The 25,030-nt window shown below is 70.2% G+C and carries 24 protein-coding genes, 1 pseudogene and 1 riboswitch; of the genes and pseudogenes, 14 read left to right on the top strand and 11 right to left on the bottom strand.

Going from position 1 to position 25,030, the window contains the following annotated elements:
- Nucleotides 1-28 precede the first annotated feature (28 nt).
- Entirely contained in the window at nucleotides 29-1,180 is a 1,152-nt protein-coding gene (locus ACFSJG_RS00725; protein WP_378483281.1) for an alpha/beta fold hydrolase, read from the top strand.
- 28 nt (nucleotides 1,181-1,208) lie between these two features.
- A complete protein-coding gene (locus tag ACFSJG_RS00720; protein WP_378483280.1) occupies nucleotides 1,209-1,910 on the top strand; it encodes a DUF6928 family protein in 702 nt (233 codons plus the stop codon).
- A gap of 21 nt (nucleotides 1,911-1,931) precedes the next feature.
- On the opposite strand, the gene ACFSJG_RS00715 is transcribed toward ACFSJG_RS00720, so the two are convergent.
- From ACFSJG_RS00715 to ACFSJG_RS00705, 3 genes are read right to left on the bottom strand one after another with little or no spacing between them, the layout of a single operon-like run.
- Nucleotides 1,932-2,180, bottom strand: a complete 249-nt coding sequence (locus tag ACFSJG_RS00715) for a DUF2537 domain-containing protein (RefSeq protein ID WP_378483279.1) — start codon at nucleotides 2,178-2,180, stop codon at nucleotides 1,932-1,934.
- The gene (locus ACFSJG_RS00710; RefSeq protein WP_378483278.1) at nucleotides 2,177-2,980 is read right to left on the bottom strand and encodes a TrmH family RNA methyltransferase; all 804 of its coding nucleotides are present in this window, start codon (nucleotides 2,978-2,980) and stop codon (nucleotides 2,177-2,179) included. The genes ACFSJG_RS00715 and ACFSJG_RS00710 overlap by 4 nt, the downstream gene beginning before the upstream one ends.
- A 31-nt stretch (nucleotides 2,981-3,011) precedes the next feature.
- A complete protein-coding gene (locus ACFSJG_RS00705) occupies nucleotides 3,012-3,617 on the bottom strand; it encodes a TetR/AcrR family transcriptional regulator (protein ID WP_378483277.1) in 606 nt (201 codons plus the stop codon).
- A gap of 80 nt (nucleotides 3,618-3,697) precedes the next feature.
- Here ACFSJG_RS00705 and ACFSJG_RS00700 point away from each other — a divergent pair, with 80 nt between their 5' ends.
- Nucleotides 3,698-4,237 (top strand): hypothetical protein, encoded by a 540-nt coding sequence (locus tag ACFSJG_RS00700; RefSeq protein ID WP_378483276.1) that lies wholly within the window; start codon nucleotides 3,698-3,700, stop codon nucleotides 4,235-4,237.
- A 63-nt stretch (nucleotides 4,238-4,300) separates the two neighbouring features.
- On the opposite strand, the gene ACFSJG_RS00695 is transcribed toward ACFSJG_RS00700, so the two are convergent.
- Nucleotides 4,301-4,732 carry a MarR family winged helix-turn-helix transcriptional regulator gene (locus ACFSJG_RS00695; protein ID WP_378483275.1) on the bottom strand — a complete coding sequence of 144 codons (432 nt, stop codon included), beginning with the start codon at nucleotides 4,730-4,732 and terminating at the stop codon, nucleotides 4,301-4,303.
- Between the two features lie 33 nt (nucleotides 4,733-4,765).
- Nucleotides 4,766-6,220 (bottom strand): NCS2 family permease, encoded by a 1,455-nt coding sequence (locus ACFSJG_RS00690; protein WP_378483274.1) that lies wholly within the window; start codon nucleotides 6,218-6,220, stop codon nucleotides 4,766-4,768.
- A gap of 92 nt (nucleotides 6,221-6,312) precedes the next feature.
- Here ACFSJG_RS00690 and ACFSJG_RS00685 point away from each other — a divergent pair, with 92 nt between their 5' ends.
- A complete protein-coding gene (locus tag ACFSJG_RS00685; RefSeq protein ID WP_378483273.1) occupies nucleotides 6,313-6,567 on the top strand; it encodes a DUF2530 domain-containing protein in 255 nt (84 codons plus the stop codon).
- A gap of 1 nt (nucleotide 6,568) precedes the next feature.
- Here the strand turns inward: ACFSJG_RS00685 and ACFSJG_RS00680 are convergent, their stop codons facing one another.
- From ACFSJG_RS00680 to ACFSJG_RS00665, 4 genes and pseudogenes are all read right to left on the bottom strand, one after another.
- Nucleotides 6,569-8,461 (bottom strand): YhgE/Pip family protein, encoded by a 1,893-nt coding sequence (locus ACFSJG_RS00680; RefSeq protein WP_378483272.1) that lies wholly within the window; start codon nucleotides 8,459-8,461, stop codon nucleotides 6,569-6,571.
- Between the two features lie 64 nt (nucleotides 8,462-8,525).
- Nucleotides 8,526-9,062 carry a phosphatase PAP2 family protein gene (locus tag ACFSJG_RS00675; protein WP_378483364.1) on the bottom strand — a complete coding sequence of 179 codons (537 nt, stop codon included), beginning with the start codon at nucleotides 9,060-9,062 and terminating at the stop codon, nucleotides 8,526-8,528.
- 28 nt (nucleotides 9,063-9,090) lie between these two features.
- A complete protein-coding gene (locus tag ACFSJG_RS00670; protein ID WP_378483271.1) occupies nucleotides 9,091-11,823 on the bottom strand; it encodes a sacsin N-terminal ATP-binding-like domain-containing protein in 2,733 nt (910 codons plus the stop codon).
- Between the two features lie 362 nt (nucleotides 11,824-12,185).
- A pseudogene (locus ACFSJG_RS00665) lies at nucleotides 12,186-12,995 on the bottom strand (DUF3027 domain-containing protein); the annotation flags it as partial.
- Between the two features lie 41 nt (nucleotides 12,996-13,036).
- On the opposite strand from ACFSJG_RS00665, the gene ACFSJG_RS00660 reads away from it, so the two are divergent.
- The 3 genes from ACFSJG_RS00660 to ACFSJG_RS00650 all read left to right on the top strand — a co-directional run bounded on the left by ACFSJG_RS00660 (nucleotide 13,037) and on the right by ACFSJG_RS00650 (nucleotide 16,253).
- On the top strand, nucleotides 13,037-13,870 hold the full coding sequence (locus ACFSJG_RS00660; protein ID WP_378483270.1) for a glutaminyl-peptide cyclotransferase: 834 nt from the start codon (nucleotides 13,037-13,039) through the stop codon (nucleotides 13,868-13,870).
- A 91-nt stretch (nucleotides 13,871-13,961) separates the two neighbouring features.
- The gene (locus ACFSJG_RS00655) at nucleotides 13,962-15,704 is read left to right on the top strand and encodes an MFS transporter (protein ID WP_378483269.1); all 1,743 of its coding nucleotides are present in this window, start codon (nucleotides 13,962-13,964) and stop codon (nucleotides 15,702-15,704) included.
- Nucleotides 15,705-15,755: 51 nt separating this feature from the next.
- The gene (locus ACFSJG_RS00650) at nucleotides 15,756-16,253 is read left to right on the top strand and encodes a DUF2771 family protein (protein ID WP_378483268.1); all 498 of its coding nucleotides are present in this window, start codon (nucleotides 15,756-15,758) and stop codon (nucleotides 16,251-16,253) included.
- A 94-nt stretch (nucleotides 16,254-16,347) separates the two neighbouring features.
- On the opposite strand, the gene ACFSJG_RS00645 is transcribed toward ACFSJG_RS00650, so the two are convergent.
- On the bottom strand, nucleotides 16,348-16,758 hold the full coding sequence (locus ACFSJG_RS00645; protein WP_378483267.1) for a cold-shock protein: 411 nt from the start codon (nucleotides 16,756-16,758) through the stop codon (nucleotides 16,348-16,350).
- A gap of 132 nt (nucleotides 16,759-16,890) precedes the next feature.
- Between ACFSJG_RS00645 and ACFSJG_RS00640 the strand changes: the two genes are divergently transcribed.
- From ACFSJG_RS00640 to ACFSJG_RS00625, 4 genes are all read left to right on the top strand, one after another.
- Nucleotides 16,891-17,151 (top strand): hypothetical protein, encoded by a 261-nt coding sequence (locus ACFSJG_RS00640; RefSeq protein ID WP_378483266.1) that lies wholly within the window; start codon nucleotides 16,891-16,893, stop codon nucleotides 17,149-17,151.
- Nucleotides 17,151-17,558, top strand: a complete 408-nt coding sequence (locus tag ACFSJG_RS00635; RefSeq protein ID WP_378483265.1) for a YccF domain-containing protein — start codon at nucleotides 17,151-17,153, stop codon at nucleotides 17,556-17,558. The genes ACFSJG_RS00640 and ACFSJG_RS00635 overlap by 1 nt, the downstream gene beginning before the upstream one ends.
- Nucleotides 17,555-18,877 (top strand): glycosyltransferase 87 family protein, encoded by a 1,323-nt coding sequence (locus ACFSJG_RS00630; RefSeq protein ID WP_378483264.1) that lies wholly within the window; start codon nucleotides 17,555-17,557, stop codon nucleotides 18,875-18,877. The genes ACFSJG_RS00635 and ACFSJG_RS00630 overlap by 4 nt, the downstream gene beginning before the upstream one ends.
- A 131-nt stretch (nucleotides 18,878-19,008) precedes the next feature.
- A riboswitch (cyclic di-AMP (ydaO/yuaA leader) is annotated at nucleotides 19,009-19,212 on the top strand.
- A 4-nt stretch (nucleotides 19,213-19,216) separates the two neighbouring features.
- Nucleotides 19,217-19,834: a transglycosylase family protein gene (locus ACFSJG_RS00625; RefSeq protein ID WP_378483263.1), complete on the top strand. Its 618-nt coding sequence runs from the start codon at nucleotides 19,217-19,219 to the stop codon at nucleotides 19,832-19,834.
- Between the two features lie 104 nt (nucleotides 19,835-19,938).
- Here the strand turns inward: ACFSJG_RS00625 and ACFSJG_RS00620 are convergent, their stop codons facing one another.
- A complete protein-coding gene (locus ACFSJG_RS00620; protein ID WP_050066567.1) occupies nucleotides 19,939-20,130 on the bottom strand; it encodes a hypothetical protein in 192 nt (63 codons plus the stop codon).
- A gap of 60 nt (nucleotides 20,131-20,190) precedes the next feature.
- On the opposite strand from ACFSJG_RS00620, the gene ACFSJG_RS00615 reads away from it, so the two are divergent.
- The 3 genes from ACFSJG_RS00615 to ACFSJG_RS00605 all read left to right on the top strand — a co-directional run bounded on the left by ACFSJG_RS00615 (nucleotide 20,191) and on the right by ACFSJG_RS00605 (nucleotide 25,026).
- On the top strand, nucleotides 20,191-22,476 hold the full coding sequence (locus ACFSJG_RS00615) for a helicase-associated domain-containing protein (RefSeq protein ID WP_378483262.1): 2,286 nt from the start codon (nucleotides 20,191-20,193) through the stop codon (nucleotides 22,474-22,476).
- 310 nt (nucleotides 22,477-22,786) lie between these two features.
- Nucleotides 22,787-23,131, top strand: a complete 345-nt coding sequence (locus tag ACFSJG_RS00610) for a hypothetical protein (RefSeq protein WP_378483261.1) — start codon at nucleotides 22,787-22,789, stop codon at nucleotides 23,129-23,131.
- A gap of 215 nt (nucleotides 23,132-23,346) precedes the next feature.
- Entirely contained in the window at nucleotides 23,347-25,026 is a 1,680-nt protein-coding gene (locus ACFSJG_RS00605; RefSeq protein ID WP_378483260.1) for a DNA repair helicase XPB, read from the top strand.
- The last annotated feature ends 4 nt before the right edge of the window (nucleotides 25,027-25,030 follow it).

Below are 25,030 nucleotides of genomic sequence, written 5' to 3'. Positions count from 1 at the left end.
CTACTGGAGGATTGACAGGGAGACGCGTGTGCGCCTGTTCGACCCGGCCCGGCTGACCGCCGGCCTTCCGACGCGAGACGACGTGGGCACAGCGACCCGCAATGCCTGGGCCCTGACGTTCGGCGGGGGCGTCTCCCCCGCAGTACGGACACCATCCGAGTTGCTCCGCCCCGGACCCCATCGCGACCTGTACCGGTTCGGGCCGGAACCGGTCGAGGGCGCCCGGCCCGTCCTGCTGGTCCCCCCACTCGCGGTGCCCACCTCCTGCTACGACCTGCGGCCGGGACAGAGCCTGGCCGCCGAGATGCTCGGCCGCGGTTACACGCCGTACCTGCTCGACTACGGCACCATGACGGCCGCCGATCGCGACCTCGGGTTCGAGTCGTGGTTCGACGACATCGTCCCCGACGCGATCCGGTACGTCAGCGACCTCCACGGAGGCGGAGCCGTCGACCTCGTCGGCTGGAGCCTGGGCGGAACGATCTCGCTGCTCACCGCGGCGGCGCACGCCGACCTGCCGATCCGCTCCGTCACCGCGATCGGCACGCCGATCGACTACACCCGGATTCCGGTGATCAGCCCGTTGCGCGTGATCGGCCGATACACGACCGAGCGCCCGTTGACCGCCGTCACCCGGATCCTCGGCGGGCTTCCCGCGCCCGTCGTCCAGGCGTCCTACCGGGTGACGGCCCCGCACCGGGAGCTGCTCAAGCCCTGGTTCGTCGCCCGCAACCTCACCAACACCGAATCGCTCGCGCGCATGGAGGCGATCGACCGGTTCATGGCGGAGATGCCCGGCTACCCCGCGCGCCTCTTCCACCAGATGTGCAGCCGTCTGATTCTCGGAAACGACTTGGCCGCAGGACGATTCCACCTCGGCGGACGTGTCGTCGAGCTCGCCGAGATCGCCGTCCCGGTACTCGCGGTCGGCGGCACCACTGACGTGATCGCGCCTGCGGCCGCCGTCGAACCCGTCACCGGGATCCTCACCGGCTCACCTCGGGTGCGATTCGAGGCGGTACCGGGAAGCCACCTGGGGCTCGTCGCCGGACCACAGGCCCACGCGACGACATGGGCGATCCTCCACGAGTTCCTCGGGGAGGTGCCAGTGGCACCGACCAGGCCGGACGACACCCTGTGCGCAACCGACGAATCCGCCGTGGCCGTCGTACCCTCGTAGGACCGCGACGGAGACGGGGTGCACGCCAGTGGGTCCGAGAGCATCGACGATCTGGTACGTCGACGCGCCCGACCCCGTCTCCGTTCTCCGCGCCCGCCCTGCCCCCGACGCCGACGCCGCGCACGCCCTGGTCCGGCAGCTGCACCCCGAAACGACGGCCGTACCACTGCCTTCCAGCTCCCTCGACCTCTCGGCCGCGCCCGGCGAACGGGAGGTGTTCGTCGGCACCTATCCCGGCGTCACGGTGATCTGCTCGCGGCACCTCGCACGGAGGCGGCCGTCCACGATCGACGGGTCGTGGACCCGGCCACTGGCATCCGAGCACACCTACCTCGTCTGCTCCGAGGACGGCGTGCCGTGGGGATCGTTCGCACACTGGGAACGCGGCGAACTGCGGCGCTCGTTCAGCGCGACGACGTCGCTCATCCACGAGAACAGTGGGCTGCCGCTGGTGTGGGAGCGGTCGTACTGGGCGGGCGAACACCCGCCACCACGATCCTTCGACGGCTTCCCCGACCCACTGTCGCTGCCGTTCCACCCGGGTGAGTTCTCCGACGCCGCGAACCTGCAGTGGCTCGGGTTCGGGCACGCGTCAGACGACGGCGAGTTGTCCGCGGCGGATCTGACGGTGTGTGGCTTCACCCTGTACGCGTCCGGAGAGGAACCGCCACCCCCTCGCGAACCCGAGATCCGTGGCCTCCGGCGCTGGTGGCGCAGAATCGCGGGCTGACGCCCGTCGGCGCTCGACGCCTCAGCGTGCGCCTGCGAGCAGCGCGATCCAGCCGAGCACGACGCCGGCCGCCGCCCCGTACACGACCCAACGCCAGACCGGGACCGCACGCCACTGCCACAGCGTCGGCGCGACACCGACCGCGACGATCACGTTCACGACGACCGCGAGCAAGGGGTGGACCGCGATCATCGCGGCGCCGCAGGCGATCACCGCGGCGACGACCAGTGCCGCGGAGAACGCGGACACGACCAGTGCGGACCCGCTCATCCGAGGCGCACGCGCTCGTAGAACGCCATCGCCGCAGCGGTCGCGACGTTGAGCGAATCGGTGCCCGGCGCCATCGGGATCCGGGCGCGGACATCGGTCCTGCGCATCGTGTACTCCGACAGGCCGGGCCCCTCCGCACCCAACAGCAACGCCACCCGCTCGCCGGTCATCGCTTCGGCCAGCGTCGGCTCCTTCGGATTCGGAGTCAACGAGATGAGCTGAAAACCTTTGTCCCGCAGTAACTGCAGTCCGTGCGGCCACTCGGGAACCCGCGCGAACGGAACCCGGAGCACATGCCCCATCGACACCCGAACGGCCCGCCGGTACAGCGGGTCCGCGCAGCGGTCGCCGAAGAGCACGGCGTCCACGCCGAGGCCCGCCGCGTTCCGGAACATCGAGCCGATGTTCTCGTGGTCGTTGACGCCCTCCAGCACTGCGACGGTGCGCGCGCCGGCAAGCACGTCGTCGAGCTCGAGCGCGGGCGGCCGGTGCGCGGCGGCGAGGACACCGCGGTTGAGATGGAAGCCCACGACCTCGGCCATCACCTCGGCGGAGGTCCGGTAGAACGGGACGTCGACCTCACACAGGTCGTCTGCCAGCTCTCCGAGACGCCGGTCGACCCCGAGGAGGCCGATCGGCGCGAAGCGCGACGACAGCAGTCGCTGCGCGACGAGCACGCCCTCGGCGATGACGAGACCCTTGCCGTCGGGCAGGTCGGGTCGACGATCCGAGGAGTTCAGATCCCGGAAGTCGTCCAGCCGGGAATCGGCGGGATCTTCGATGTCGATGACGTGAACCACGGGACCATCGTGCCGCATCCGGTGCGCGCCGCTAGCGCACGCTCCCGGGTGCGGCGAACAACTCCGCGAAGTGGGCGTCGAGGGCCGCGTGGAGATCGTCCGGGCCGACACGGTTCGGGTGGTTGATCGCGTGCGCGGCGAGGCCGTCGACGAGGGCGTGCAGGCGCATCGCCTCGACGTCGACGGACGCACCTGCCACGAGGAGGCCCGCGTCGGCCAGGACCTCGACGGCCCGGCGGTAGTGCTCCGCGACCTCGCGATCGGTGCGGTCGCGCACGGCGGCGAGCGCAGGGTCGATGCGGGCGGCGGTGACGAAGGCCTGCCACACGTCCATCTCGCCTCGGCGATCGTCGTCGAGCGGCAGGAACTGCTCGACGAAGGTCCGGATATCGACGCGGAGGTCGCCGGTGTAGTCGATGCGGGCGAAGCGGTCGCGGGTCCGCGCGGTGATCAACTCCATTGCGAAGAGCAGCAGTTCGGCCTGGCTGCCGAAGAAGTGCCGCAGCGATCCCGTGGACAGTGCCGCCTCGTCCGCGACGGTGCGGACGCTCGCGGCCCCGATGCCGTCGCGCCGGACGACTCGGAGGACGGCGTCGGCTATGTCCTCGCGACGGGCCTCGGTGCTGGGGCGCTTCACCACATCGACAAAACTAACACACTCGTGATAGTTTTCGGCCGAACGCAACTATCACAGTCGTACTAGTTTTGGAGGCGGGCATGATCGTGCACCTGATCGTCGCGTGCGAGATCCTCTTCTGGGTATTCCTCGGCGCCGGACTGACGGCCCGCTACCTGCTGCGCCGCCCCTCACTCGGCGCGGCACTGCTGGTGGGCGCACCCCTGATCGACGTCGTACTGCTGGTGGCGACGACGATCGACCTGCGCGGCGGAGCCGAGGCGTCGTGGAGCCACGGGCTGGCCGCCGCCTACATCGGGTTCTCGGTGGCGTTCGGGCACAGCGTCATCCGCTGGGCCGACGCGCGTTTCGCGCACCGCTTCGCGGGTGGGCCGGCTCCGGTCCGGCCGCCGCGACACGGGACGGCCCGGGCTGTCCGGGAGTGGCGGGAGTTCGGCAAGGCCGTGGTCGCATGGTCCGTCGCATGCGGACTGCTGTTGGCCGCGACAGCAATGGTCGGGGACCCGAGCCGCACCGCGGCACTGTCCGACTGGACCGAAACCCTCACCGTCGTACTCGGCATCTGGGGCGTGATCGCACTGAGCTACACCGTGTTCCCCGTGCGGGCGAAAGCCCTGTGAGTGGGCCGACAGCCACACTCACCTTCCCCCTGATAACCCCCCAGCGACACCCCCGCTACCCGGTTACTCCGAGTTGGTGACCAGCCCGCTGATGATGTCGACGGACTTGCGCAGGACGGCCAGCTGCTCCTCGTCGAGCCCGGAGAGCTGGCTGGTCATCCACTTCTCGCGAGCGCTGGTCTCGTCCTCGAGCAGCGCCCGACCGGCGTCGGTGAGCGAGACGATGATCTGCCTGCCGTCGGTGGGGTGCGGCGCGCGCGCCACCAGCCCCAGCTCCGCGAGGGACGCGATCACCCTGGTCATCGACGGGGGCTGCACGCGCTCCTTCGCCGCGAGACCACCGGGCGTCATCGGCCCGTGCTCTTCGAGGCTGGCGATGGCGGACAGCTGCGTCAACGACACCGGCGAGTCCGCCCTCCGTCCACGCAGGTGTCTAGACAGGCGCACGACGGCCAGGGACAGGTCACTGGCGAGTGAGCGGGTATCCAAAGTCACTCACGGAGGATACGGCACTGGTAGAGAACTGGTTCAGGTAATTGCGTCAGTTATCGGACCGACAGCAAAATACGCCACGAACAGGCCGGCGACGACCCAGAGCAGCGGATGGATCTGCTTCGCCTTGCCGCTCGCGGCGCCGATCACGACCCACGCGATGAAGCCGACGCCGATGCCGTTGGCGATCGAGTAGGTGAACGGCATGACGACCATCGTGAGGAAGGCGGGCAGTGCCACGTCGAACTTGGTGAAGTCGATGTCGCGGACCTGACCGATCATCAGCGCGCCGACCACCGCGAGCGCGGGCGCCGCGGCCTCGATCGGGACAATGCCGTAGAGCGGGGTCAGGAACATCGCGCCGAGGAACAACAGGCCCGTGACGACGTTCGCAAGTCCGGTGCGCGCTCCCTCGGCGATGCCCGAGGCCGACTCGACGAACACCGTGTTCGACGACGCCGACGCCGCGCCGCCGACGATGGCGCCGGTGCCCTCGACGACGAGCGCCTTGCCGACGTTCGGCAGGGTGCCGTGCTTGTCGGTGAGCTCGGCTTCCTTGCCGAGCCCGGTCATGGTGCCCATGGCGTCGAAGAAGTTGGCCAGGACCAGCGTGAACACCAGCAGGCTCGCGGACAGCACGCCGATCCGGATGAAGGCACCGAAGATGCTCACGTCGCCGACGAGCGACAGATCAGGTGTCTGAAGCAGGACGTCGGGCATGCCCGGCACCGTCAGGTTCCAGCCCTTCGGGTCGACGCCGGCGGAAGCACCGATGTCGAAGACCGCCTCGAGGATCGCGGCGAGGACGGTGGTCACCACGATGCCGATGAGCAGGCCGCCGCGCACGCGACGTGCGACCAGGATGCCCATCAGTAGCACGCCGAACACGAACACGACCGTCGGCCACGACGAGATCGATCCGTTGATACCGAGACCGACCGGGACGGTGGTTCCGGCCTCGTCCGGGATGCGCCGCACGAAGCCGGCGTCGACGAAGCCGATGAACGCGATGAACATGCCGATGCCGGCGGCTATCGCCGACTTGAGTGCGTCGGGGATGGCGTTGAAGACCGCCGTCCGGAAGCCGGTGATGGCGAGGACGACGATGATGATGCCGTCGATCACCACCAGGCCCATCGCCTCCGGCCAGGTGACCTGGGGCGCGATGGTGACGGCGAGGAGGGTGTTGATGCCGAGTCCCGCAGCGATGCCGAACGGATAGTTCGCGACGATGCCGAACACGATGCTCATCAACCCGGCGACGAGCGCGGTGACGGCCGCGACCTGGGTGACGGGCAGGATGTTCCCGAGGACGTCGGTCTTGGCGGCCGCGTCGTCGGCGGAGAAGCTACCCAGGATCAGCGGGTTGAGGACCACGATGTAGGACATCGCCACGAAGGTGACGAGACCGCCGCGGACCTCCCGGTTCATGGTCGATCCACGCTCGGTGATCTTGAAGTAGTTGTCCAGTATCCGAGACGTTCCCGACATCTTCCCGTCCTCAGGCCCAAAGTGTGCATGCGACAGTGGTCGCCCGGAGAAGCGTAAGCCACGAGCAGCGGCGACCGCCTGCCGGTAGCGTCGTGTCGGTGAGCGAGACACGCAACGACCCCCTGCTGCCGGCTCGACTGACCGATCCCCGGCCGGTGCTCGCGATCGGAACCGTCGCCTGGCTGATCGCCACCGTCGCTGCGCTGGCGTCGGGTGAACGCTGGGAGTCGGCGCTGCCGGTGTGCTGGGCCGGACTGGCGTTCGGCGTGGCCGGCACCCTCCTCTATCTGGTGCAGCGCCGGGCCGCCCGCCGCGGCAGCAGGACGGCCCAGCGCGGCCTCGACTGAGCTAGCGGACCGAGACGGGGAACTGGTCGGTGAGTTCGCCCGGTTCCGGCGACGGTGTGGGGTCGTCGTCCTCGCGGTGACGGCTGCGCCACCAGATCGTCAGTGCCACCGACCCGGCGACCAGCACCACCAGGACGGCGATCGCCAGCCAGAACCGGGGACCCCAGTACCCGACGAGCGACATGCGAATGGCGTTGCGGGCGTATGTCAGCGGCATCAGGTCGTGCAGCCAGCGCAGCGGCGCAGGCATCTGCTCGATCGGGTACACCGCGCCGAACGCGAAGATCTGGATCATCAGGGCGCCGAGCCCGACGAAGGTACCGACCACCGCGCCGAACACGACAGTGAACAGTCGCGCGGTCGCGACCGCGGCAGCGCCGACGAGGAGCAGCACCGCGAACAGAGCCAGCGCGCTCGGCGGCTCGGCATCGGCGACGGTCATCGACAGCACCGCCATCAGTGCGGCCGCCGCGACGGTCACCGCGGCGGGCACCCGGTACCGGCGCAGGCCCTCCCGCACGATCGACTCGTGCACCCGGCCGTGCGGGCGCCGCGGCGGCCGGACGACGAACCAGGTGAGGATGCCGATCAGGAACAGCAGAACCGACATCAGCGCGGGGATGACACCCGGACCGAAACCGGCGGCGGGCGCGATGTTGCGTTCGCTGACCGCGACCGGCGACGAGATCACGCCGGCGGTGGTGACGCGCTCGGAGTCGGTGAACTGCGGCACCTGCTGCGCGCCGTCCGCGAGCCCGGAGGCGAGTTCCGCGCTGCCCGCGTCGAGCTGACCGACACCGTCGAGAAGCTGACCGAGGCCGTCGCGAAGCTGGACACCGCCCGCGTCGAGCTGGCCGAGACCGCTGGCGAGTTCGCCTGCACCCGCGTCGAGCTCGCCCGCGCCGGCGCTGAGCTCGCCGAGACCGGTGTTCAGCTCGGCGGCACCGGCCGCCGCGGACTCCAGTCCGCCGCGGTAGTCCGCGTTCGGGTCGGACAGCTCGTACGCGATCTGACGGGCGCCGTCACGCAGCTGCTGGATCTGGCCGAGGATCTCGTCGTCGGACAGCCCCGCCGCGACGATCGCGTCCGCCAGCGGTCCGACGACGGTGTCGATCACCTCGCTGATCTGCGTGGCACCGGCACCGAGCTCGTCGGTGCCCGCGACCAGCTGGCCCAGCCCGGTGCTGAGCTCACCCGAGCCGGCCGCGGCCTCCGCTGCGCCCGCCGCGAGCTGGCCGGTGCCGTCGGCGAGTTCGAGACCGCCCGCGTACGCCTCCCCGAGTCCGGCGGAGAGTTCCGCGCTGCCGGCGGCCAGTTCCGTGGTCCCGGTGAGCGCCTCGCCGGTGCCGTCGTTGAGCTGCTGGGCGCCCGCCGCGGCGTCGGCCAGGCCCTTGCCGACGTCGCCGAGCCCGAGCAGCACCTGGTCGACGGTCTGCTCCCCGATGGTCTCCGAGACCGCCGACCGCACCTGGGCCATCACCGACTCGCCGACGGGCGTGGCGACCAGGCTGTTGTGGTCGTTGTAGACGACGTCCAGTCGCGCCTTCTCACCGTTGCCGCTCGCGGCGCTCGCGATGTCGGCGCTGAAGTCCTCCGGAATCACGACGGAGAAGTAGTAGCGCCCGTCGTCGACACCGTCCGTGGCCTCGTCGAGGGTGACCACCTGCCAATTCACGTCGCCGCTCTCCACCAGCGCGTCGACCACGTCGTCGCCCGCGGTCAGGCGGGTGCCGTCCAGGTCGGCGCCCGCGTCGGCGTTGACGATGGCGACGGGCAGCCGGGAGACGGTGTCACCCGGATCCCAGAGCGCCCACATGTAGAAGCCGAGGAGCGCCAGCGGCGCTATGACCAGCGCAGCGAGGGCGGTCCGGGTCAGGTGGGTGCGTCGCGACATCGGATTTCTCCCCAGGCCAGGTATTGGACGTCCGTCCAAATTGGTGAGGGTAGAGAGTCCGGAGCTATCGCGTCACCGTTTCACCGGAATCTCCCGAAACGCCGCGAGTGCGGGCGAACCACGCCGACCCCGCGATCCACACCGCGGCCCACGTAATGCCCAGCACCCAACCCGCCAGCACGTCCGTGAACCAGTGCGCCGCCAGGTACACCCGCGACAGCCCGATGGCCAGCGTCCACAGGGCCAGCCCGGCCGCCACGATCGGACGCAGCCGACCCGTCACCCGGACCACGACCGCGCCAACGACGCACACCAGGATCGCGGACATCATCGCGTGCCCGGAGGGGAACGAGTGGGTGATCTCGTGCACGAGGCGCACCGGCACCGGTGGGCGATCCCGGCCGAACACCAGTTTCACACCGCTCATGAGCAGGAAACCACTGGCCATCGCACCACCGACCATGACCGCGTCGACGGTCCGGTTGCGGCGCAGCAACGCGAGCACGAGCGCCACCGTGATCGCGGTCGCGACAATCGTGTCACCGAAATGGGTGACGACGGTGACGACGTCGGTCAGCCACGGGGTGCGGACGGCGACCATCCCGTCGAGGACCGCCCGGTCCAGCGGGTTACCAGGCACCGGCCACCCCCGGATCCAGTCGTCCGGCGTCGACGTGGGTGCGTCCCGCCTCGTCGACCCACCACGGGACCGCGGTATCGCCGCTCACCGCACCCGAGAGTCGGACCGTCAGCGCGTCGTGCACCACCACCTCGCCCGCCGGCAGGGGACGCCCCGTCGTCACGGACGCCAGCACCGCGCCCGGTTCGCGGACCCATTCGGCGGCGCGTCCGGTTCCGAGGACCTCACCCCGCACCGCCTCCGACGACGGTGCGACGTCGAGCAGGTCCGCCAGTGCACCGGCCGACGCCAGATCGCCCACGACCAAACGGTCGGCCGGAACCACGCTCGCGATCCAGGGCCGGTCGAGGACGATCGCGTCGCCGGCGTCGACGACGGCACCCGATATCGCCCGCACCCGCGTGGGCGGCGACAGCGCCTCGAGGTCGAGTACGCCCGCGGCGGTCGCCTCGGCGAGCAGCCGGTGCGTCCGCGCGATCACCGCGGGTGCCGGTGTGCGCTGCGGATCGGCGAGCCGGTCGAGCAGGAGTTCCGCCGTCTCGGTGCGCTCGATCCGGTCCGCCGCCAACGCCCCCGACAGCGCGTCGGCGTGCGGGTGGTCGAGCGGATCGAGCAGCCCGTCGAAGGTCGGGTCGTCGGGTGAGCGCAACGCCGCGAGCGGCACACCACCGACTCCGGCGTGCCTGCGCAGCCACCATGCGCTGTACCCGTCGCGGTCGGCGAGCAGCGCGGCCGTCTCCGGGTCCGACGCCAGCAACGTCAGTGCCTCGGGCCAGCGGTCCGGATCGACCAGGTCGAGGTCACGGACCGCGACCAACAGCTCCGGATCGTCGGACAGCGTTGCCCACCAGTCCGATTCGTCGTCGAGGTCGTGGTCGGGCCCGGTCGGCAGTTCGGCCCGCAGCACCGCGAATCCCCACCCGACTCCGAGCGCCCGCAGCGCCTCGGCGCCGTACTCCTCGACCACGCGGTCCGCGACCGTCGCGAACGGCGACTCCGACGCCAGCACGTCCGCCAGCGGGGCGCCCGGCAGCAACAGTTCGTCCGCCGCCTGGAGCTCGCCGAACATGTCCGGCAGCGGCAGTCCCCCGAGCCACGTCGGCAGCGGGCCCGTCGAGACCTCCGCGACCAGGGGCAGCACCGCGGCGGCGAGCTCGTCCGCGTCGCCCTCGTCGTCCCAGAGCGCCTCGATCCGATCCCGCAGCGCGGGATCGGACAGCACGTCGAGTGCGCCGACCTGCGCAGCTCCGAGTCGTGCGAGCAGCGGATGGGACGCCGCGGGGTCCACCAGTCGCACCCAGTCGACGCCGGCGCCGCCGACGCCTTCCCCGAGCACCACGGTCCGCGGCCCGGTGACCGTCCGGCCGTCCGCCAGCGGAACCGGGATCGCCGACAGCTCCTCGACCGCGAGCGCGTCGATCACCAGCGGAGTCAGCGCCTCGTACAATCGTCCCCACCACTCGGGGGCACGATCCTGTCCGGCGAGCAGTTCGGCCAGACGCGCCAATCCGATTCGGTGCACTCCCACGGCGGCGAGGGCGCGGGCGTCGGCCTGACCGGACAACTCCGGGCTCACCAGCCCGGGCACGGCGTCGGTGAGGATCTCCAGCAGATCCGCGGTCGCCCCGGGCAGGACCGCCGCGTCCCGGGGACGCAGAAGTTCCCCGTCCGCGCCCGGCAGCCAGGGGTGGTCGACGAGTTCACGCAGCACCGACTCGCGCAGCTGCTCGTCCACCGCGCCTGCCGCGAATCCGGGCAGCGGGACGAGTGCCGTCCGCTGCGACTCGGGTAGCGCGGCAACGAAATCCGCGTACCCGTTGGCGAGGTGCGCGATCGCGGCACCCGGCAGGATTCGCCTCCGGTCCGGTTGCAGGTCGGCCGACGCGACGACCAAGGCGGGCAGCGTCAACTCCTCGTCGGTCCGCGTCGGGGCCCGCAGCACGTCGCCGGCGACAGGGACCACCGATCCGCCCGATACCGGAACCAGCCACCGCGCCGACGGCGCCGTGAACTGCCACCACACACCGTCACCGACCGTCACCTCGGTCAGCCCGCCGCCCAGATCTCGCTCGGTGCGCACGAATTCGTCGCCACCGATTCGAATGGACTGCAACGCAGTCAGTTCCAGGAGAATGTCGGTTGCCTCACCGCGCATCGCCGTCAGCACGTCGTCGAGATCGACGCCCGCGCGGGGCGCGATCACCACCTCCGTGTCGAATCCGGAGGCGGGCGGCGCGTCCGTCGCCCACACGAGGCGCAGCACCGGGACACCGGACTCCGGTGGGTCGATTCCGGCCTGCTCGACCTCTGCCCCGGTCCGCGCGGCCGAGAACGCGATCGAGCCAGAAGTCGAGCGCACCTCGACCTCGTCACCGATCGCGAGAACCGCCGTGAACCCGACGCCGAACCGGCCGACACCCTCGGTCTTGCCGGACACCCGGAGCGCAGACAGCGCCTGCACACCCGATTCATCCAGTGGCGCACCGACATTCGCGATGTGCAGTCCGCCGACGCCGATCCGGACGTCGAGCCTGCCGGGCACCCCGGCCCGGGCTGCCGCGTCGGCGGCGTTCTGCGCCAGCTCGGTCAGCACCCGGTCGCGGTAGCCGCCGCGGACCAGGTCGGACTCCGTCGCGGCATCCTCACGCAGTCTCGTCGGCGACGACGCCCAGGCGACCAGCGTCGCTGCCCGCAGTGACTCTGCGCCGAAGGGATCGGTCACTCGGTGGGCGCCGAATCCGTCCCCGCCTCGGTGGCCTCGTCGACCGGCTCGGCCGGCGCAGCCTCCGAAACCTCGGTCGGCGCAGCCTCCGAAACCTCGGTCGGCGCAGCCTCCGGGGCCTCCACCACCGTGGTCACCTCGGCCTTCGCCACCTCGGTCGACACGGTGTCCACGAGCTCGGTCGACTCAGCCTCCGGAGCCTCCGTGGCGGACCCGACCACCTCGGCGGCCGGGGCCTCCGCGACCTCGGTCGACACGGTGTCCACGAGCTCGGTCGGTGCCGTCTCCGCTGTCTCTGTCGGCACCGCCTCCGCGACCTCTGTCGGCACCGCCTCCGTCTCGACTGCGTCGGACTCCACACCGGATTCGGTCACTGCGACGTCCGCGGCAACCTCGGTGCGGGCGGGCAGCTCCACGACCTCGAGGGCGCCGTCGTCGTAGGCGTCGAACTTCGGGGTGCCCGCACCGGTGGGTAGCTCGGTGTCGGAGTGCGCACCGCACCCGAATTCCGAGTGCACGACCTGCCCGTCCGCCGACAGTTCGTTGCCGCACACGCCGAACCCGGCGCGCAGCGACCCGGCCAACGGGAGGTAGAAACCGCAGAGCCCGCACGTCGACGGCGCGGCCTTGGCCATCTCCGAATCGGGGCCGTGGTCACCGTCGAACCAGCGCTGTGCCGCATCCAGACGACCCTCCAGGCTCATCACCTGCTTGCGTCCCAGTCCGACCTCGAACGCCACCTCGTCCACGACGGGATCCCCCGTCGCGACGTAGCCGGGCACCAGTCGCGGATCGTCGGCGCGCGGTGCGAGCAGGTCGCCGGGCGACAGGTCGCCCGGGCGTACCCGCTGGTCCCACGGGAGCCACTCGGGCGCCACGAGGGCCTCGGGTCCGGGGAGCAGTGCCGACTCGTTCACCGTCACCCTGTCGGTGTCGGGCAGCGCGGAGAGTACGACCTCCCACTGCCAGCCGTGGTAGCCGGGGATCGTCGCCGCGAAACGATGGGTCACCGTCGTGTCGTCGTCGGCGGTGACGCCGAGATGCGGCCCGACCCGATCCTCACCGAGGTCGGTCAACGCCAGACGAGCGAGCTCGACCGCATCAGCCAGCAGGGGACGCACCGGGCGGAGTTCGGGGGCAGACTGCACATGCACGCCACCATTTTGCCGCATTGCGCCGCCCGTGCACCCGATCGGGCTGTCATGCTGGCCCGGTGACCCATTCCCCACTGGTCGGTACCGTCGCGAACGTCGCACGGACGGGCGTCGCGCTCGTCGCCACCCTCGTCCTCGGTGGGTGCGCGGCAGGCTCCTCCGACGTCGAACCGACATCCTTCGGCAGCTCCGCGAGTTCGGTGCCGCGACTGCACGTGGAGGTCCAGGAAACCCGCCCGCACGATCCGACCGCCTTCACCCAGGGCTTCGAGATCTCGGACGGCGAACTCGTCGAGGGAACCGGCCTGGAGGGTCGGTCGTACATCAGTGCCACCGACCTCGACACCGGCGTCGAACGGGTACGTGTCCCGCTCCCCGCCGACATGTTCGGTGAGGGTCTGACCGTCAGCGGAGACACCGTCTGGCAGTTGACCTGGAAGGAAGGTGTGGCCTTCGCCCGCGACCGCGACTCGCTCGCCGAACGCGCCCGCGTCGACTACGAGGGCGAGGGATGGGGCCTGTGTGCACAGCCGGATCGGCTCGTGATGAGCAACGGCTCGGACACGCTGACGTTCCGGGACCCCGAGACCTTCGACGCCACCGGGTCGGTGCGGGTCACGCTCGACGGCCTCCCCCTCGACCAGCTCAACGAGCTCGAGTGCACCGACGACGGTGCCTTGTACGCGAACGTGTGGCAGACCTCGGAGATCGTGCGCATCGACCCGGCGACCGGGGAGGTCACGGCCGTCATCGACGCATCGGGGCTGCTGACGCCGGAGCAGGCGGCCGGCGCGGACGTCCTCAACGGCATCGCCGCGATCCCGGGCACCGACCGATTCCTGATCACCGGAAAGCTCTACCCCGTCACCTTCGATGTGCGTTTCGTCTCGTGACCGTCGCTGACCGGGGCGCATCCGGCTCCCGCCCGCGACGGTCGGCGGGGGTTCTGGTTGCCGGGCCACCGACTAGGACAGAATTGGACTCGTGACCGGACCGAGCCATCCCTCCGAACCCGACCGCCGTCGGGAGCCCGCCGACGCCGGGCGCGGACCGGTGCACCCCGGTTACTCGAACTACCCGCCGCCGCGCCGCGGCGCAGGCAGACGCGAGCCGCTGCCACCACTGCACCCGACACCACGCCGCCCCGCGGGCGGTGACTCGTCCGCTTCCGACGACCGCAGCCGGTCCGGCGGTCCGGACAGCGGTGCAGAGCCCGGCGCCGACAACCCGACGCGGTCCTTCGGGCCCGACGAGCAGCCCACGGAGCAGACCCGGTCCGCGCGGACCGGCGGACCGAAGCCGCCACCCATCCCACGGAAGCTGACCGTCACGCGGGTGGCCGCGATGCGCAGCCGCGAACTGACCAACCGCGGAATCGCCACCTTCCACCGCGCCGCGACCGCGGACGGCGCCGACAAGTCCGGGCTCACCCACCTGACCTACGCGGTGATGGCGAACTTCGCCACCGATGCCGCGATCGCCGTCGCACTGGCCAACACCCTGTTCTTCTCGGCTGCGACCGGCGAGGACAAGACGAAGGTCGCGCTGTACCTGCTCATCACGATCGCGCCGTTCGCGGTGATCGCACCGCTGATCGGTCCCGCACTCGACCGGTTGCAGCGCGGACGCCGGATCGCGCTGGCGTCGTCGTTCGCGCTGCGCACCGTGCTCGCCGTGCTGCTCGTGTTCAACTTCGACAGCTGGGCGCTGTACCCGTGTGCCCTCGGAATGATGGTGCTGAGCAAGTCGTTCGCCGTGCTCAAGAGCGCGGTGACACCCCGTGTCCTGCCGCCGGAGATCGACCTGGTGCGCACGAACTCCAGACTGACGGTGTTCGGGTTGCTCGGCGGCACCATTGTCGCGGGCGGCGTCGCCGGTGCCATCGCGTTCGTGTTCCACTCGACCGGGGTGCTGTGGTTCACCGCCGCGATCACCGTCGCGGGCGCCTACCTGAGCATGCGGATCCCGGCCTGGGTCGAGGTCACGGAGGGCGAGGTCCCCACGACGCTCGCCTACCACGGCGACGACGCCGTCACGGAGGTCATCAGCCGACAGCAACAGGACACCATCGCCCCGGACAAGCGACGGCAGCCACTCGGCCGCGCGACCATCACGGGACTCTGGGGTAACGGCACGATCCGCGTTCTCACCGGCTTCCTCACCCTGTACGTCGCCTTCGTCGCGAAGTCGCGCACCGAGCACGAGCCGTGGATGCAGGCCGCCATGCTCGGCCTGGTCGGTGCCGCCGCCGCACTGGGCAATTTCGCAGGCAACGCCACCGGCGCTCGACTCAAACTGGGCAGGCCCGCGGTGGTCGTGCTCCGCTGCACCGCTGCGGTGACCGCCGTCGCGATCATCGTGGCCGTCACCGACAGCCTGCTCACCGCCGCGCTCGCGGCGCTCGTCGCGTCCGCGGGCAGTGCCCTGGCGAAGGTGTCCCTCGACGCGTCGCTGCAGCAGGACCTGCCCGAGGAATCCATAGCCTCCGGCTTCGGACGCTCGGAGACCGTGCTTCAGTTGAGTTGGGTCGTCGGCGGAACACTCGGCATCCTGCTGCCGACCCAGTACTGGATCGGGTTCACCGTCATCTCGGTGGTCCTCGTCATCGGGCTGACGCAGACGTACCTGACGTATCGCGGCCGGAGCCTGTTCCCCGGCCTCGGCGGCAAACGGCCCGAACACGCGAACCAGGAAGCCCCCGTCGGCACGGAGTCCCGAGCCGGCTGAGACCGAGCCCGCCGCACCCGGCGGGGAACGAGAGAACGAGAAACGGACACCATGAGCATGCAAGCCCGGACGAAGAAGATCCTCGCGGTGGTCGCGGTGATCGCACTGGTGGCGGCGGGAGGTCTCGCGGCCGTCGTCACGATGCTCGTGCGCGATGCACCGGAGTCGCTGCCGACCGTCACCGCGTTCTCGAACGGCGAGACGGTCGACATCCAGGCGGGCGTCTGCGACTCCACGATGCGCTGCGCCGACCTCGAGGTCGCGTACCTGCCGGTCCCGGCGGGCGTGCCGCTGCAGATGTCGCTCCCGAAGGACGTCGCCGAGGGCGAGTGGCGACTGAACGTCCAGTTCGGCGATCCGCGCACCGGCGAGGTCTTCGAGGGCTTCCGCGACTACACGCCAGGCGAGGTGTACTCGGTGACCGTGCCGACCCGCGAGAACGAGCAGCTGCTCGGCGTCATCATCCAGCAGCCGTCCTCGCGTGACTTCGCGCCCGTGTGGGCACTGCAGACCCTGCCGGGCCTGAACGAAGGCAACGACGCGCAGTGACGTCTCGGGCGACACGCCCGGATGACATCCCGACCAGAACCGAACGACGCCCCGGTCATCCGACCGGGGCGTCGTTCGTCTGTCCGCGTGTGGCTCAGCTGTCGAGCTCGCGCGCGACCGCCCGAACCACCTCGGAGATCCGCTGCGCGGTCTTGCGGTCCGGGTACCGACCCTTGCGCAGGTCGGGCTGCACCTTCGCCTCGAGCAGCGTGATCATGTCCTCGACCATGCCGTGCAGCTCGTCCGGTGTGTGCTTGCGGGCCACGTCGTCGCGTCGGCCGCCGGCCTGCCGCAGGCTGGGCGCCGGGTCCAGCACCTTCAGGCTCAGCGCCTGCGGACCGCGCTTGCCCGCGGCCATCCCGAACTCGACCCGCTGACCGGCCTTGAGGCTCTCGGTTCCCGCGGGCAGCGCGGACGAGCGGACATACACATCCTCGCCCTCGTCCTGGGAGAGGAAGCCGAAGCCCTTTTCAGCGTCGTACCACTTCACCTTGCCGGTAGGCACCGCGTCACCTGCTCATCCACGTCGATCGTCCACATAAACGAACGCGCCCCACCGAGCGTGGGACGCGATGACTGCATCCTACCCCCGCGTGCCCCTGCCGAGCACACGGGTTTGTGGCGATACCGTGGTGCTGTGGCATCTCCAACCCCCGGCTCCGACTCCCCCTCGCCGAACGGCACCCGGCCCGCGAGCGGGTTGCTGCTGTTCCGCATCGGCATCGCCCTGTTCTTCGCCGGCCTGCTGGCCGTCGTCGCGATCTTCGTCGTCTATGCGACCGGCCACACGCCCGGTCTCGCGCTGTACCTTGCGGCACTGCTGTGCCCCATCGGATTCCTCTTCGGCATCGGTTCCGCGCTGCGATCCGGCAGACGGTCCCGGGGACAGGACACGTGATGAGACTCGTCCTCAACATCATCTGGCTGGTGTTCGGCGGCCTGTGGCTGGCGCTGGGCTACTTCGTCGCCGGCGTGATCTGCTGCATCCTGATCATCACCATCCCGTTCGGCATCGCGGCATTCCGCATCGGCGTGTACGCGCTGTGGCCGTTCGGCAAGACCGTGGTGGAGAAACCGACCTCGGGTGTCGGATCGCTGATCGGCAACGTGATCTGGCTGGTCCTGTGCGGCATCTGGCTCGCGATCGGGCACGTGGTCACCGCGGTCGCGATGGCGATCACGATCATCGGGCTGCCCCTGGCCGTCGCGAACCTCAAGATGATCCCGATCTCGCTCATGCCGCTCGGCAAGGACATCGTCGACGTCGACGCCGTCCGACCGTCACAACCCGGCTTCGCCGGATGACGGCACCGCCCCGCACCGACCCGGTTGCGGGGCGGTCTCTCCCCTCGCACCGACTTTTCCTCGGTACCCTCGCGGCGCTCGCCGTCGCGGTCGTCGTTGCGCACGACCGCGTGGTGCCGTTCGCCCAACCGCTGTGGGGCCTGTTCCAGAACGGGCTCGACCTGCTGGTCTACCGCAGCGGTGGCGCGACCGTCTGGTCCGGTGCCGGGCTGTACGACCACGCACTGCACGGCGGGATGTGGTGGACGTATCCGGCGTTCTCGGCCGTGGTGTTCGCCCCGCTGCGACTGTTCTCACCGGGGATGACGGTGCTGCTCGGCGGCGTGGTCAACTTCGTCGCGCTGTACCTGATCGTGCTGCTGTGCTGGCGGCAGCTCGGCTACCGGACCGACCGGACCCTCCACGTCGCGACGGCGTTGCTGACGATCATCGTGACGTGGCTCGAACCGGTCCGGACCACGATCTGGCTCGGGCAGGTGAACCTGCTGCTGATGCTGCTGATCCTGTGGGACCTCGGGCGCCCGGAGGGGAGCCGGCTGCGCGGACTCGGGGTCGGCATCGCGGCGGGCGTCAAGCTGACGCCGGCACTGTTCGTCGTCCACCTCCTGCTCACCCGCCAGTGGCGGTCGGCCGCGGTCGCGATCGGAGGGTTCGCAGCGACGGTGGCGGTGGGATGTGTGGTGATCTTCTCCGACTCGTGGTCCTACTGGACGGGGGTCATCTGGCATTCGATCCGGATCGGCGAGACGCAGTGGCCCGCCAACCAGTCCGCGGCGGGTGTCATCGCCCGCATGCTGGATGTCGACGAGCCGCCCAGACTGCTGTGGCTCGCGGTCGCGGCTGTACTGGCGGCGCTCGGGCTGGCAGCGGCGTATCTGGCGCACCGCAGTGACCGGAAACTGCTCGCCGTGACGATGGTCGGACTGACGTCGTGTGCCGTCTCTCCGTTCTCCTGGGGCCACCACTGGGTGTGGTTCGTGCCTCTGCTGATCCTCGCGGTCGACCGCGCGCTGCGGTCCGCGCGGCCGACGGCATGGCTGGTGCCGGTGGTGCTGGCCGCTCCACTGCTGTCGTGGGCGCACGGGTACTCCGACGGGGTCTACGCGATCGGATTGTTCATGGTCCCGGCCCCCGATCCGCTCGTGCCGTTGTTCCAGTCGGTGTACCCGCTGACGTTCGTGGTGACCGCCGTCGTCGTCCTCGTGACGTGTGCCCGGGACCTTCGGAGAACCCCCAGGACGACACCACCCGAGTCGTGTGATGTGCCTCACATAACGGTTGAGTCACAGGGCGGTCTCGACCGAGCTGCAACGCCCTGACCAGCACAGACACCGCCCCGTTCCGGAAAACCGCAGGAAAACACGCCGTTCACCGAAGAGGTGACGCACCGCGATCGGCCACGTACGGTCATCAGCGGTCGGTGTTCCGACCAGTCCGGACCGCCGCGCCAAACCTTGTCCCGCGGAACGGATTCCCACAGAGAACACCAGGGACGAGGACGGGGGACCCACGTCCCCAGTGGACACCGGAAGGCGAGCACACGGCCTTCCTTGGGGTGAAGCCGCGACCTGCACCATCACGGAGCGATCACGGCCGGGCGACCTCTCAGCCCGAACCCGACAGCTGACCTCGCAGGCGCGTGCGGAGAGGAACCTCCCATGAGCGCTGGACGTCATCGCAAACCCACGAACACGCGCAAGAACGCCGCCAAGGTCGTCGTCACCACCGCGGTCTTCGGCGCAGCGGGCGCGGCCTTCGCGGCCCCCGCTGCCAACGCAGCTCCGGACTCCGACTGGGATCGGCTCGCGCAGTGCGAGGCCGGCGGCAACTGGGCCATCAACACCGGCAACGGCTACCAGGGTGGCCTGCAGTTCTCGCCGAGCACCTGGAACGCGCACGGCGGTGGCGAGTTCGCCGCGACGGCGAACCAGGCCAGCCGTGAGGAGCAGATCGTCGTGGCCGAGCGCGTCCTCGAATCGCAGGGTTGGGGCGCCTGGCCGTCGTGCTCCTCCAGCCTCGGCCTGACCAGCGGCGCGACCCAGCGCAGCACCCCGGCCGCCAAGGTCGAGACCCCGGCTCCCGCCCCGGCCGTCACCAGCGTCCCGACCACCGATGGTGCCGCCGACATCCTCGACTCGCTCGACAGCACCTTCGATGCCGTGAAGTCCCAGGTCGGCGTCGACCCGCAGATCGAGGCCCTCTACGAGCAGGCCAAGCTCAACCCGCAGGTCATCGACTTCCTCAAGAACCACCTGCCGCAGCTCGCCCAGGGCTGATCGCACACCACGGACAACGTCGAAGGCCCCGCACCCGGATTGGGTGCGGGGCCTTCGACGTTGTCCGGTCCGGCCGTGGGCCGGAAACTCGGCCGCCTACGGGGTCAGCGATTCACGACGGTGACGGGGTGCGTGTACGGCAGCTCCGAGACCGGAAGCGGGAACTCCATCTCCTCACCGAACGGGGACAGGCCACCGGATCGGGTCGACGAGAGCTCGGTGACGGCGTGGTCACCCTCCTTGATGTGCGAGGGCCAGCCGGGATCAACGTAGGACTTGCTCGAATTGTTAGCCACGAGGCCATTTTGACACCGACGCGTCATCGGGTACACCCCAGGTCTCTAATCTGATATGCGATGACCGACATCGATCCCGCCGACCAGCCCTACGCGCTGGCGACCTGGCTCGGCGAACGCAGCGACGCCGAGCTGGCCGAGCTGCTCGGACTGCGCCCCGACCTGGCGGTACCTCCGCCCGCGAACCTGTCCGTGCTGGCGTCGCGCGCAGAGCAGCGCGCATCGGTCCTGCGCGCGGCCGACGACCTCAGCGTGCTGGAACTCACGCTCGTCGGACTCCTGGCCCGCGACGGCGCGCTCGACTCCGGGGTCAGCCGGGAGCGGCTGGGTGAGCTCGTCGCGAGTCGTGCGCCTGCCCGCGCCGTCGATCGCGCGCTGACCGTGCTCCGGGATCGGGCGCTCGTCTGGGGGACGCGCCTGCTGCGGGTGACGCCCGCGGCACGCGAGGCCGTCGGCTGGCGAGTGGATCCGGCAACCACCGAGCTGACCGCCGAGCAGATCTCCGACGCGCTCGCCGCGCTCAGCGAGGACGAACGGCGACTGCTGACGACCCTCGCCACCAGCTCACCTATAGGCCGGACCCGGGACGCCGCACCGGGCACCTCACCCGACCGTCCGGTGCAGCGGCTCCTCGCGTCGGGTCTGCTCGTCTGGCTGGACGACCAGACCGTCGAACTGCCACACCAGGTGGGGCAGGTGCTGCGGGGCGAGACCGTCACCGATCCGGGCGCCCTGACACCGCCCGCGGTCCGCGGTCGCAAACGCCCGATCGCGGAGGTCAACGCCGCCGCCGCGGGCGAGGCGCTGGAACTGATCCGGCACTGCGAGGCGGTCCTCGCGACACTCGGCGACAGTCCCGCACCGACCCTGAAGGCAGGCGGACTCGGGGTCAGGGAGTCGCGGCGGCTCGCGAAGACCGTCGGGATCGACGACGGACGGGTGAGCCTGGTCCTGGAACTGCTCGCCGGCGCGGGTCTCGTCGCCAGCGGTGCGCCCGATCCCCTGCCCGCCTCGGACACCGGCGAGGACTACTGGGCGCCGACCCTCGTCGCCGACTCCTGGCTCGACGCGGACACCGCGCACCGGTGGCAGCTGCTCGCACAGACCTGGATCGACCTGCCGCGCCGACCGTGGACCGTCGGCCTGCGCGATCCGAACGACAAGCCGATCGCGGCGCTGTCGGAGGAGGTGCGGGCGTCCGGCGCACCGCGCGACCGCCGGTTCGTCCTGGAGGTACTCGCCGAGCTCGGTACCGGTGTCGCGGCCACCGCGGACGAGGTGGCCGCGCTCGTGGCGTGGCGCAGGCCCCGCTGGTCGGTCCGGCTCGGCGCCTCCGCTGTCGGCCACACCCTCGCGGAGGCGACGGCGGTCGGGCTCGTCGGCCGCGGCGCGGTGGCCTCGCCGGGCCGGAGCCTGCTGCACGACGGACCGGCGGAGTCGGTGCTCGCCGACATGGCGGCGGCCCTGCCGAAGCCGATCGACTACGTCCTGGTCCAGGCGGACCTGACGGTGGTCGCGCCCGGACCGTTGGTGCCGGAGCTGCTGGCGCAGATCCAACAGGTGGCGGACGTCGAGTCGGCGGGTGCGGCGACGGTGTACCGCGTCGGCGAGACGAGCGTGCGGCGTGCCCTCGACGCCGGCCGCACCGCCGCCGAACTGCACACCCTGTTCGCGACCCATTCGAAGACGCCGGTGCCGCAGTCGCTGACCTACCTGATCGACGACGTCGCACGCAGGCACGGACGGCTGCGGGCGGGTGTGGCGCGGTCGTTCGTCCGGTGCGACGATCCGGCGACGCTGGCGGAGGTACTGGCATCCCCGGTCGCGGAGGCGTTGGCGTTGCGGGCGCTGGCGCCGACGGTCGCGGTGTCGCAGGCCGAGCTGGGCGACGTGCTGGAGAAGCTGCGCGCGGCCGGGTTCGCACCTGCCGGTGAGGACTCGTCCGGGGCCATCGTCGATCTGCGTCGTCCGGGTGCGCGGGTTCCGAAGCGCAGGGAACGAGCAGAACGGCGGGCTCCCACCCCGCCCACCCCGGAGCAGTACGAGCAGCTCGTCCGGCAGTTGCGTGCCGGGGAACGTGCGGCCGCGACGAGCCAGCGCGGCACCGGTGTCCGCTCGGACGGCAGTCGGGCGGGCAGCGCGGCGACGATGGCGCTGCTGCAGCTGGCGGTGAAGGTGAAGCGGAGCGTCCGGATCGGGTACGTCGACGCACAGGGCATCGCGTCGGTGCGGATCGTCGACCCGGTCAGCGTCGGGGGTGGGCAGCTCGACGCCTTCGACCCTGCCGACGGCGCGATCCGGCGGTTCACGCTGCATCGGGTGACGTCGGTCGCACTCGTCGAGTGACCTTGGTCCGACGCCGTGGACCGTTCTCGGGAGCGCACCACCGGAAAAACACCGGGGACCTGCGGGACTGGCTATTTCCAGGAAATGACGTATGGTCTGGGCCAGTGATTGCCTCTTCGAATTCAGGAGCGACAATGGCAGACAAAAATTCCCGCAAGAGCCCGAAAAAGCCCGCGCAGACATTGAAGGAAAGGCGCGCGGAAAAACGTGACCGAGCCACTGAGGCCGGAGAGTTCATCCGGAAACGCAAGCGGCACTGACGGGCGAGGCACCAGTGCAGTCCGACACAGTCGCACCGACGACCTCCCGCGTGCTCGACACGCTCTACCGACGGTTCACCGGATGCAGCGGTAACGACGGCCCTGCCGGCCCCCGAGTCCAGGGGCGCAACGCGGCACTGACCTCGGCGCGAATCTTCGTCCTCGACGAGAGTGCGCAGGACCCGATCCTCACGCCCCGTACCGAACCGAACAGAAACGAAGGCCCGTCCGTGAAGAGAACAATCCTGGCACTGGGCCGGATCCAGAACAGGTTGGAAAACGAACTCGATGCAACCACGGGAAGCACCGAGCGCGACGCCGGATACCGGGCCGGAATTTCCGAGGCGATCGTGCAGGTGATGGACATCCGCCAGGATTTCTCGTCCACCCGCTGAATTATCGATCCGGAAAACTCCAGAATCATCGGAAATTCCGAAACACCGCCGCGCACAGTTTCGGATTTCCGTGCTGGAAGCCGACAAAGACGGGCGCGCCCGAGAGTCGCCGGCGCGTCGGCGTCCGGTCACGCCGCCTCCCGACGACCAGCGTGACAACCGTTCCTTGCAGATCCGTGGACAATGGAGTGGTTGTCGTCGTTAGGGAGGCGTACGTGACCGACGGACCGCTCATCGTCCAGTCCGACAAGACTCTGCTGCTCGAGGTCGACCACCCGCTCGCCAACGAGGCGCGGCAGGCCATCGCGCCGTTCGCCGAACTCGAACGGGCCCCCGAGCACGTGCACACATACCGGGTGACGCCGCTCGCACTGTGGAACGCGCGCGCCGCCGGGCACGACGCCGAGCAGGTCGTCGACGCACTGGTCAACTACTCGCGGTTCGCGGTGCCGCAACCGCTGCTCGTGGACATCGTGGACACGATCGCGCGCTACGGCCGCCTGCAGCTGGTGAAGAACCCCGCGCACGGCCTGGTACTGGTCAGCCTGGACCGCGCGGTGCTCACCGAGGTGCGCAGGCACAAGAAGATCGCTCCGATGCTGGGCGCCCAGGTCGACGAGGACACCGTCGTCGTGCATCCGTCCGAGCGCGGCCACCTCAAGCAGATGCTGCTCAAGATCGGCTGGCCGGCGGAGGACCTCGCCGGCTACGTCGACGGCGAGGCGCACCCGATCGAACTGGACTACGAGGGCCGGTTCCCCGGGTCGGCGGACGGTCGCTGGCACCTGCGGGACTACCAGGAGATGGCGGCCGACTCGTTCTGGGCCGGTGGCTCCGGTGTCGTGGTGCTGCCGTGCGGCGCGGGCAAGACGATGGTCGGCGCGGCCGCGATGGCGAAGGCGAAGGCCACCACCCTCATCCTGGTGACGAACACCGTCGCGGGACGGCAGTGGAAGCGGGAGCTGATCTCGCGGACGTCGCTGACCGAGGACGAGATCGGCGAGTACTCCGGCGAGAAGAAGGAGATCCGCCCCGTCACGATCGCGACGTACCAGGTGATCACCCGCAAGACGAAGGGCGAGTACAAGCACCTGGAGCTGTTCGACTCCCGCGACTGGGGTCTGGTGATCTACGACGAGGTGCACCTGCTGCCCGCGCCGGTGTTCCGGATGACGGCGGACCTGCAGTCCCGCCGCCGACTCGGTCTCACCGCAACGCTGGTCCGAGAGGACGGCCGCGAGGGCGACGTGTTCTCGCTGATCGGGCCGAAGCGGTACGACGCGCCGTGGAAGGACATCGAGGCGCAGGGCTGGATCGCACCCGCGGAGTGCATCGAGGTGCGGGTGACGCTCACCGATGCGGAACGGATGGCGTACGCGACGGCGGAGCCGGAGGAGCGGTACAAGCTGTGCTCGACCGCCCGCACGAAGAACGCGGTGGTCAAGTCGATCCTCGCCAAGCACGACGACTCGCAGGCGTTGGTGATCGGCGCCTACATCGACCAGCTCGACGAGCTCGGTGAGGCGCTGGACGCGCCGGTCATCAAGGGGTCGACGAAGACGAAGGAGCGCGAGCAGCTGTTCGACGCGTTCCGCGCGGGTGAGATCAAGACCCTCGTGGTCAGCAAGGTCGCCAACTTCTCCATCGACCTGCCGGAGGCGTCGGTCGCGGTGCAGGTGTCGGGCACGTTCGGGTCCCGGCAGGAGGAGGCGCAGCGCCTCGGCCGGCTGCTGCGCCCCAAGCACGACGGCGGGCAGGCGCACTTCTACTCGGTCGTCGCCCGCGACACCCTGGACTCGGAGTACGCGGCGCATCGACAGCGCTTCCTTGCCGAGCAGGGCTACGCGTACCGGATCACCGATGCGGACGATCTCCTCGGCCCGGCGATCGGCTAGGACG

The organism is Rhodococcus gannanensis (genome assembly GCF_042681175.1).
GTDB lineage: Bacteria > Actinomycetota > Actinomycetes > Mycobacteriales > Mycobacteriaceae > Rhodococcus_G > Rhodococcus_G gannanensis.
This window is presented reverse-complemented; position numbering and strand designations above follow the sequence as displayed.

Excerpts from the sequence above, each read along its gene's own strand:
- ACFSJG_RS00715 (WP_378483279.1), bottom strand. The coding sequence starts at position 2,180 with ATGAGCGGGTCCGCACTGGTCGTGTCCGCGTTCTCCGCGGCACTGGTC.
- ACFSJG_RS00700 (WP_378483276.1), top strand. The coding sequence starts at position 3,698 with ATGATCGTGCACCTGATCGTCGCGTGCGAGATCCTCTTCTGGGTATTC.
- ACFSJG_RS00690 (WP_378483274.1), bottom strand. The coding sequence starts at position 6,220 with ATGTCGGGAACGTCTCGGATACTGGACAACTACTTCAAGATCACCGAG.
- ACFSJG_RS00680 (WP_378483272.1), bottom strand. The coding sequence starts at position 8,461 with ATGTCGCGACGCACCCACCTGACCCGGACCGCCCTCGCTGCGCTGGTC.
- ACFSJG_RS00675 (WP_378483364.1), bottom strand. The coding sequence starts at position 9,062 with ATGGTCGCCGTCCGCACCCCGTGGCTGACCGACGTCGTCACCGTCGTC.
- ACFSJG_RS00650 (WP_378483268.1), top strand. The coding sequence starts at position 15,756 with ATGAGCATGCAAGCCCGGACGAAGAAGATCCTCGCGGTGGTCGCGGTG.
- ACFSJG_RS00635 (WP_378483265.1), top strand. The coding sequence starts at position 17,151 with ATGAGACTCGTCCTCAACATCATCTGGCTGGTGTTCGGCGGCCTGTGG.
- ACFSJG_RS00630 (WP_378483264.1), top strand. The coding sequence starts at position 17,555 with ATGACGGCACCGCCCCGCACCGACCCGGTTGCGGGGCGGTCTCTCCCC.
- ACFSJG_RS00625 (WP_378483263.1), top strand. The coding sequence starts at position 19,217 with ATGAGCGCTGGACGTCATCGCAAACCCACGAACACGCGCAAGAACGCC.
- ACFSJG_RS00615 (WP_378483262.1), top strand. The coding sequence starts at position 20,191 with ATGACCGACATCGATCCCGCCGACCAGCCCTACGCGCTGGCGACCTGG.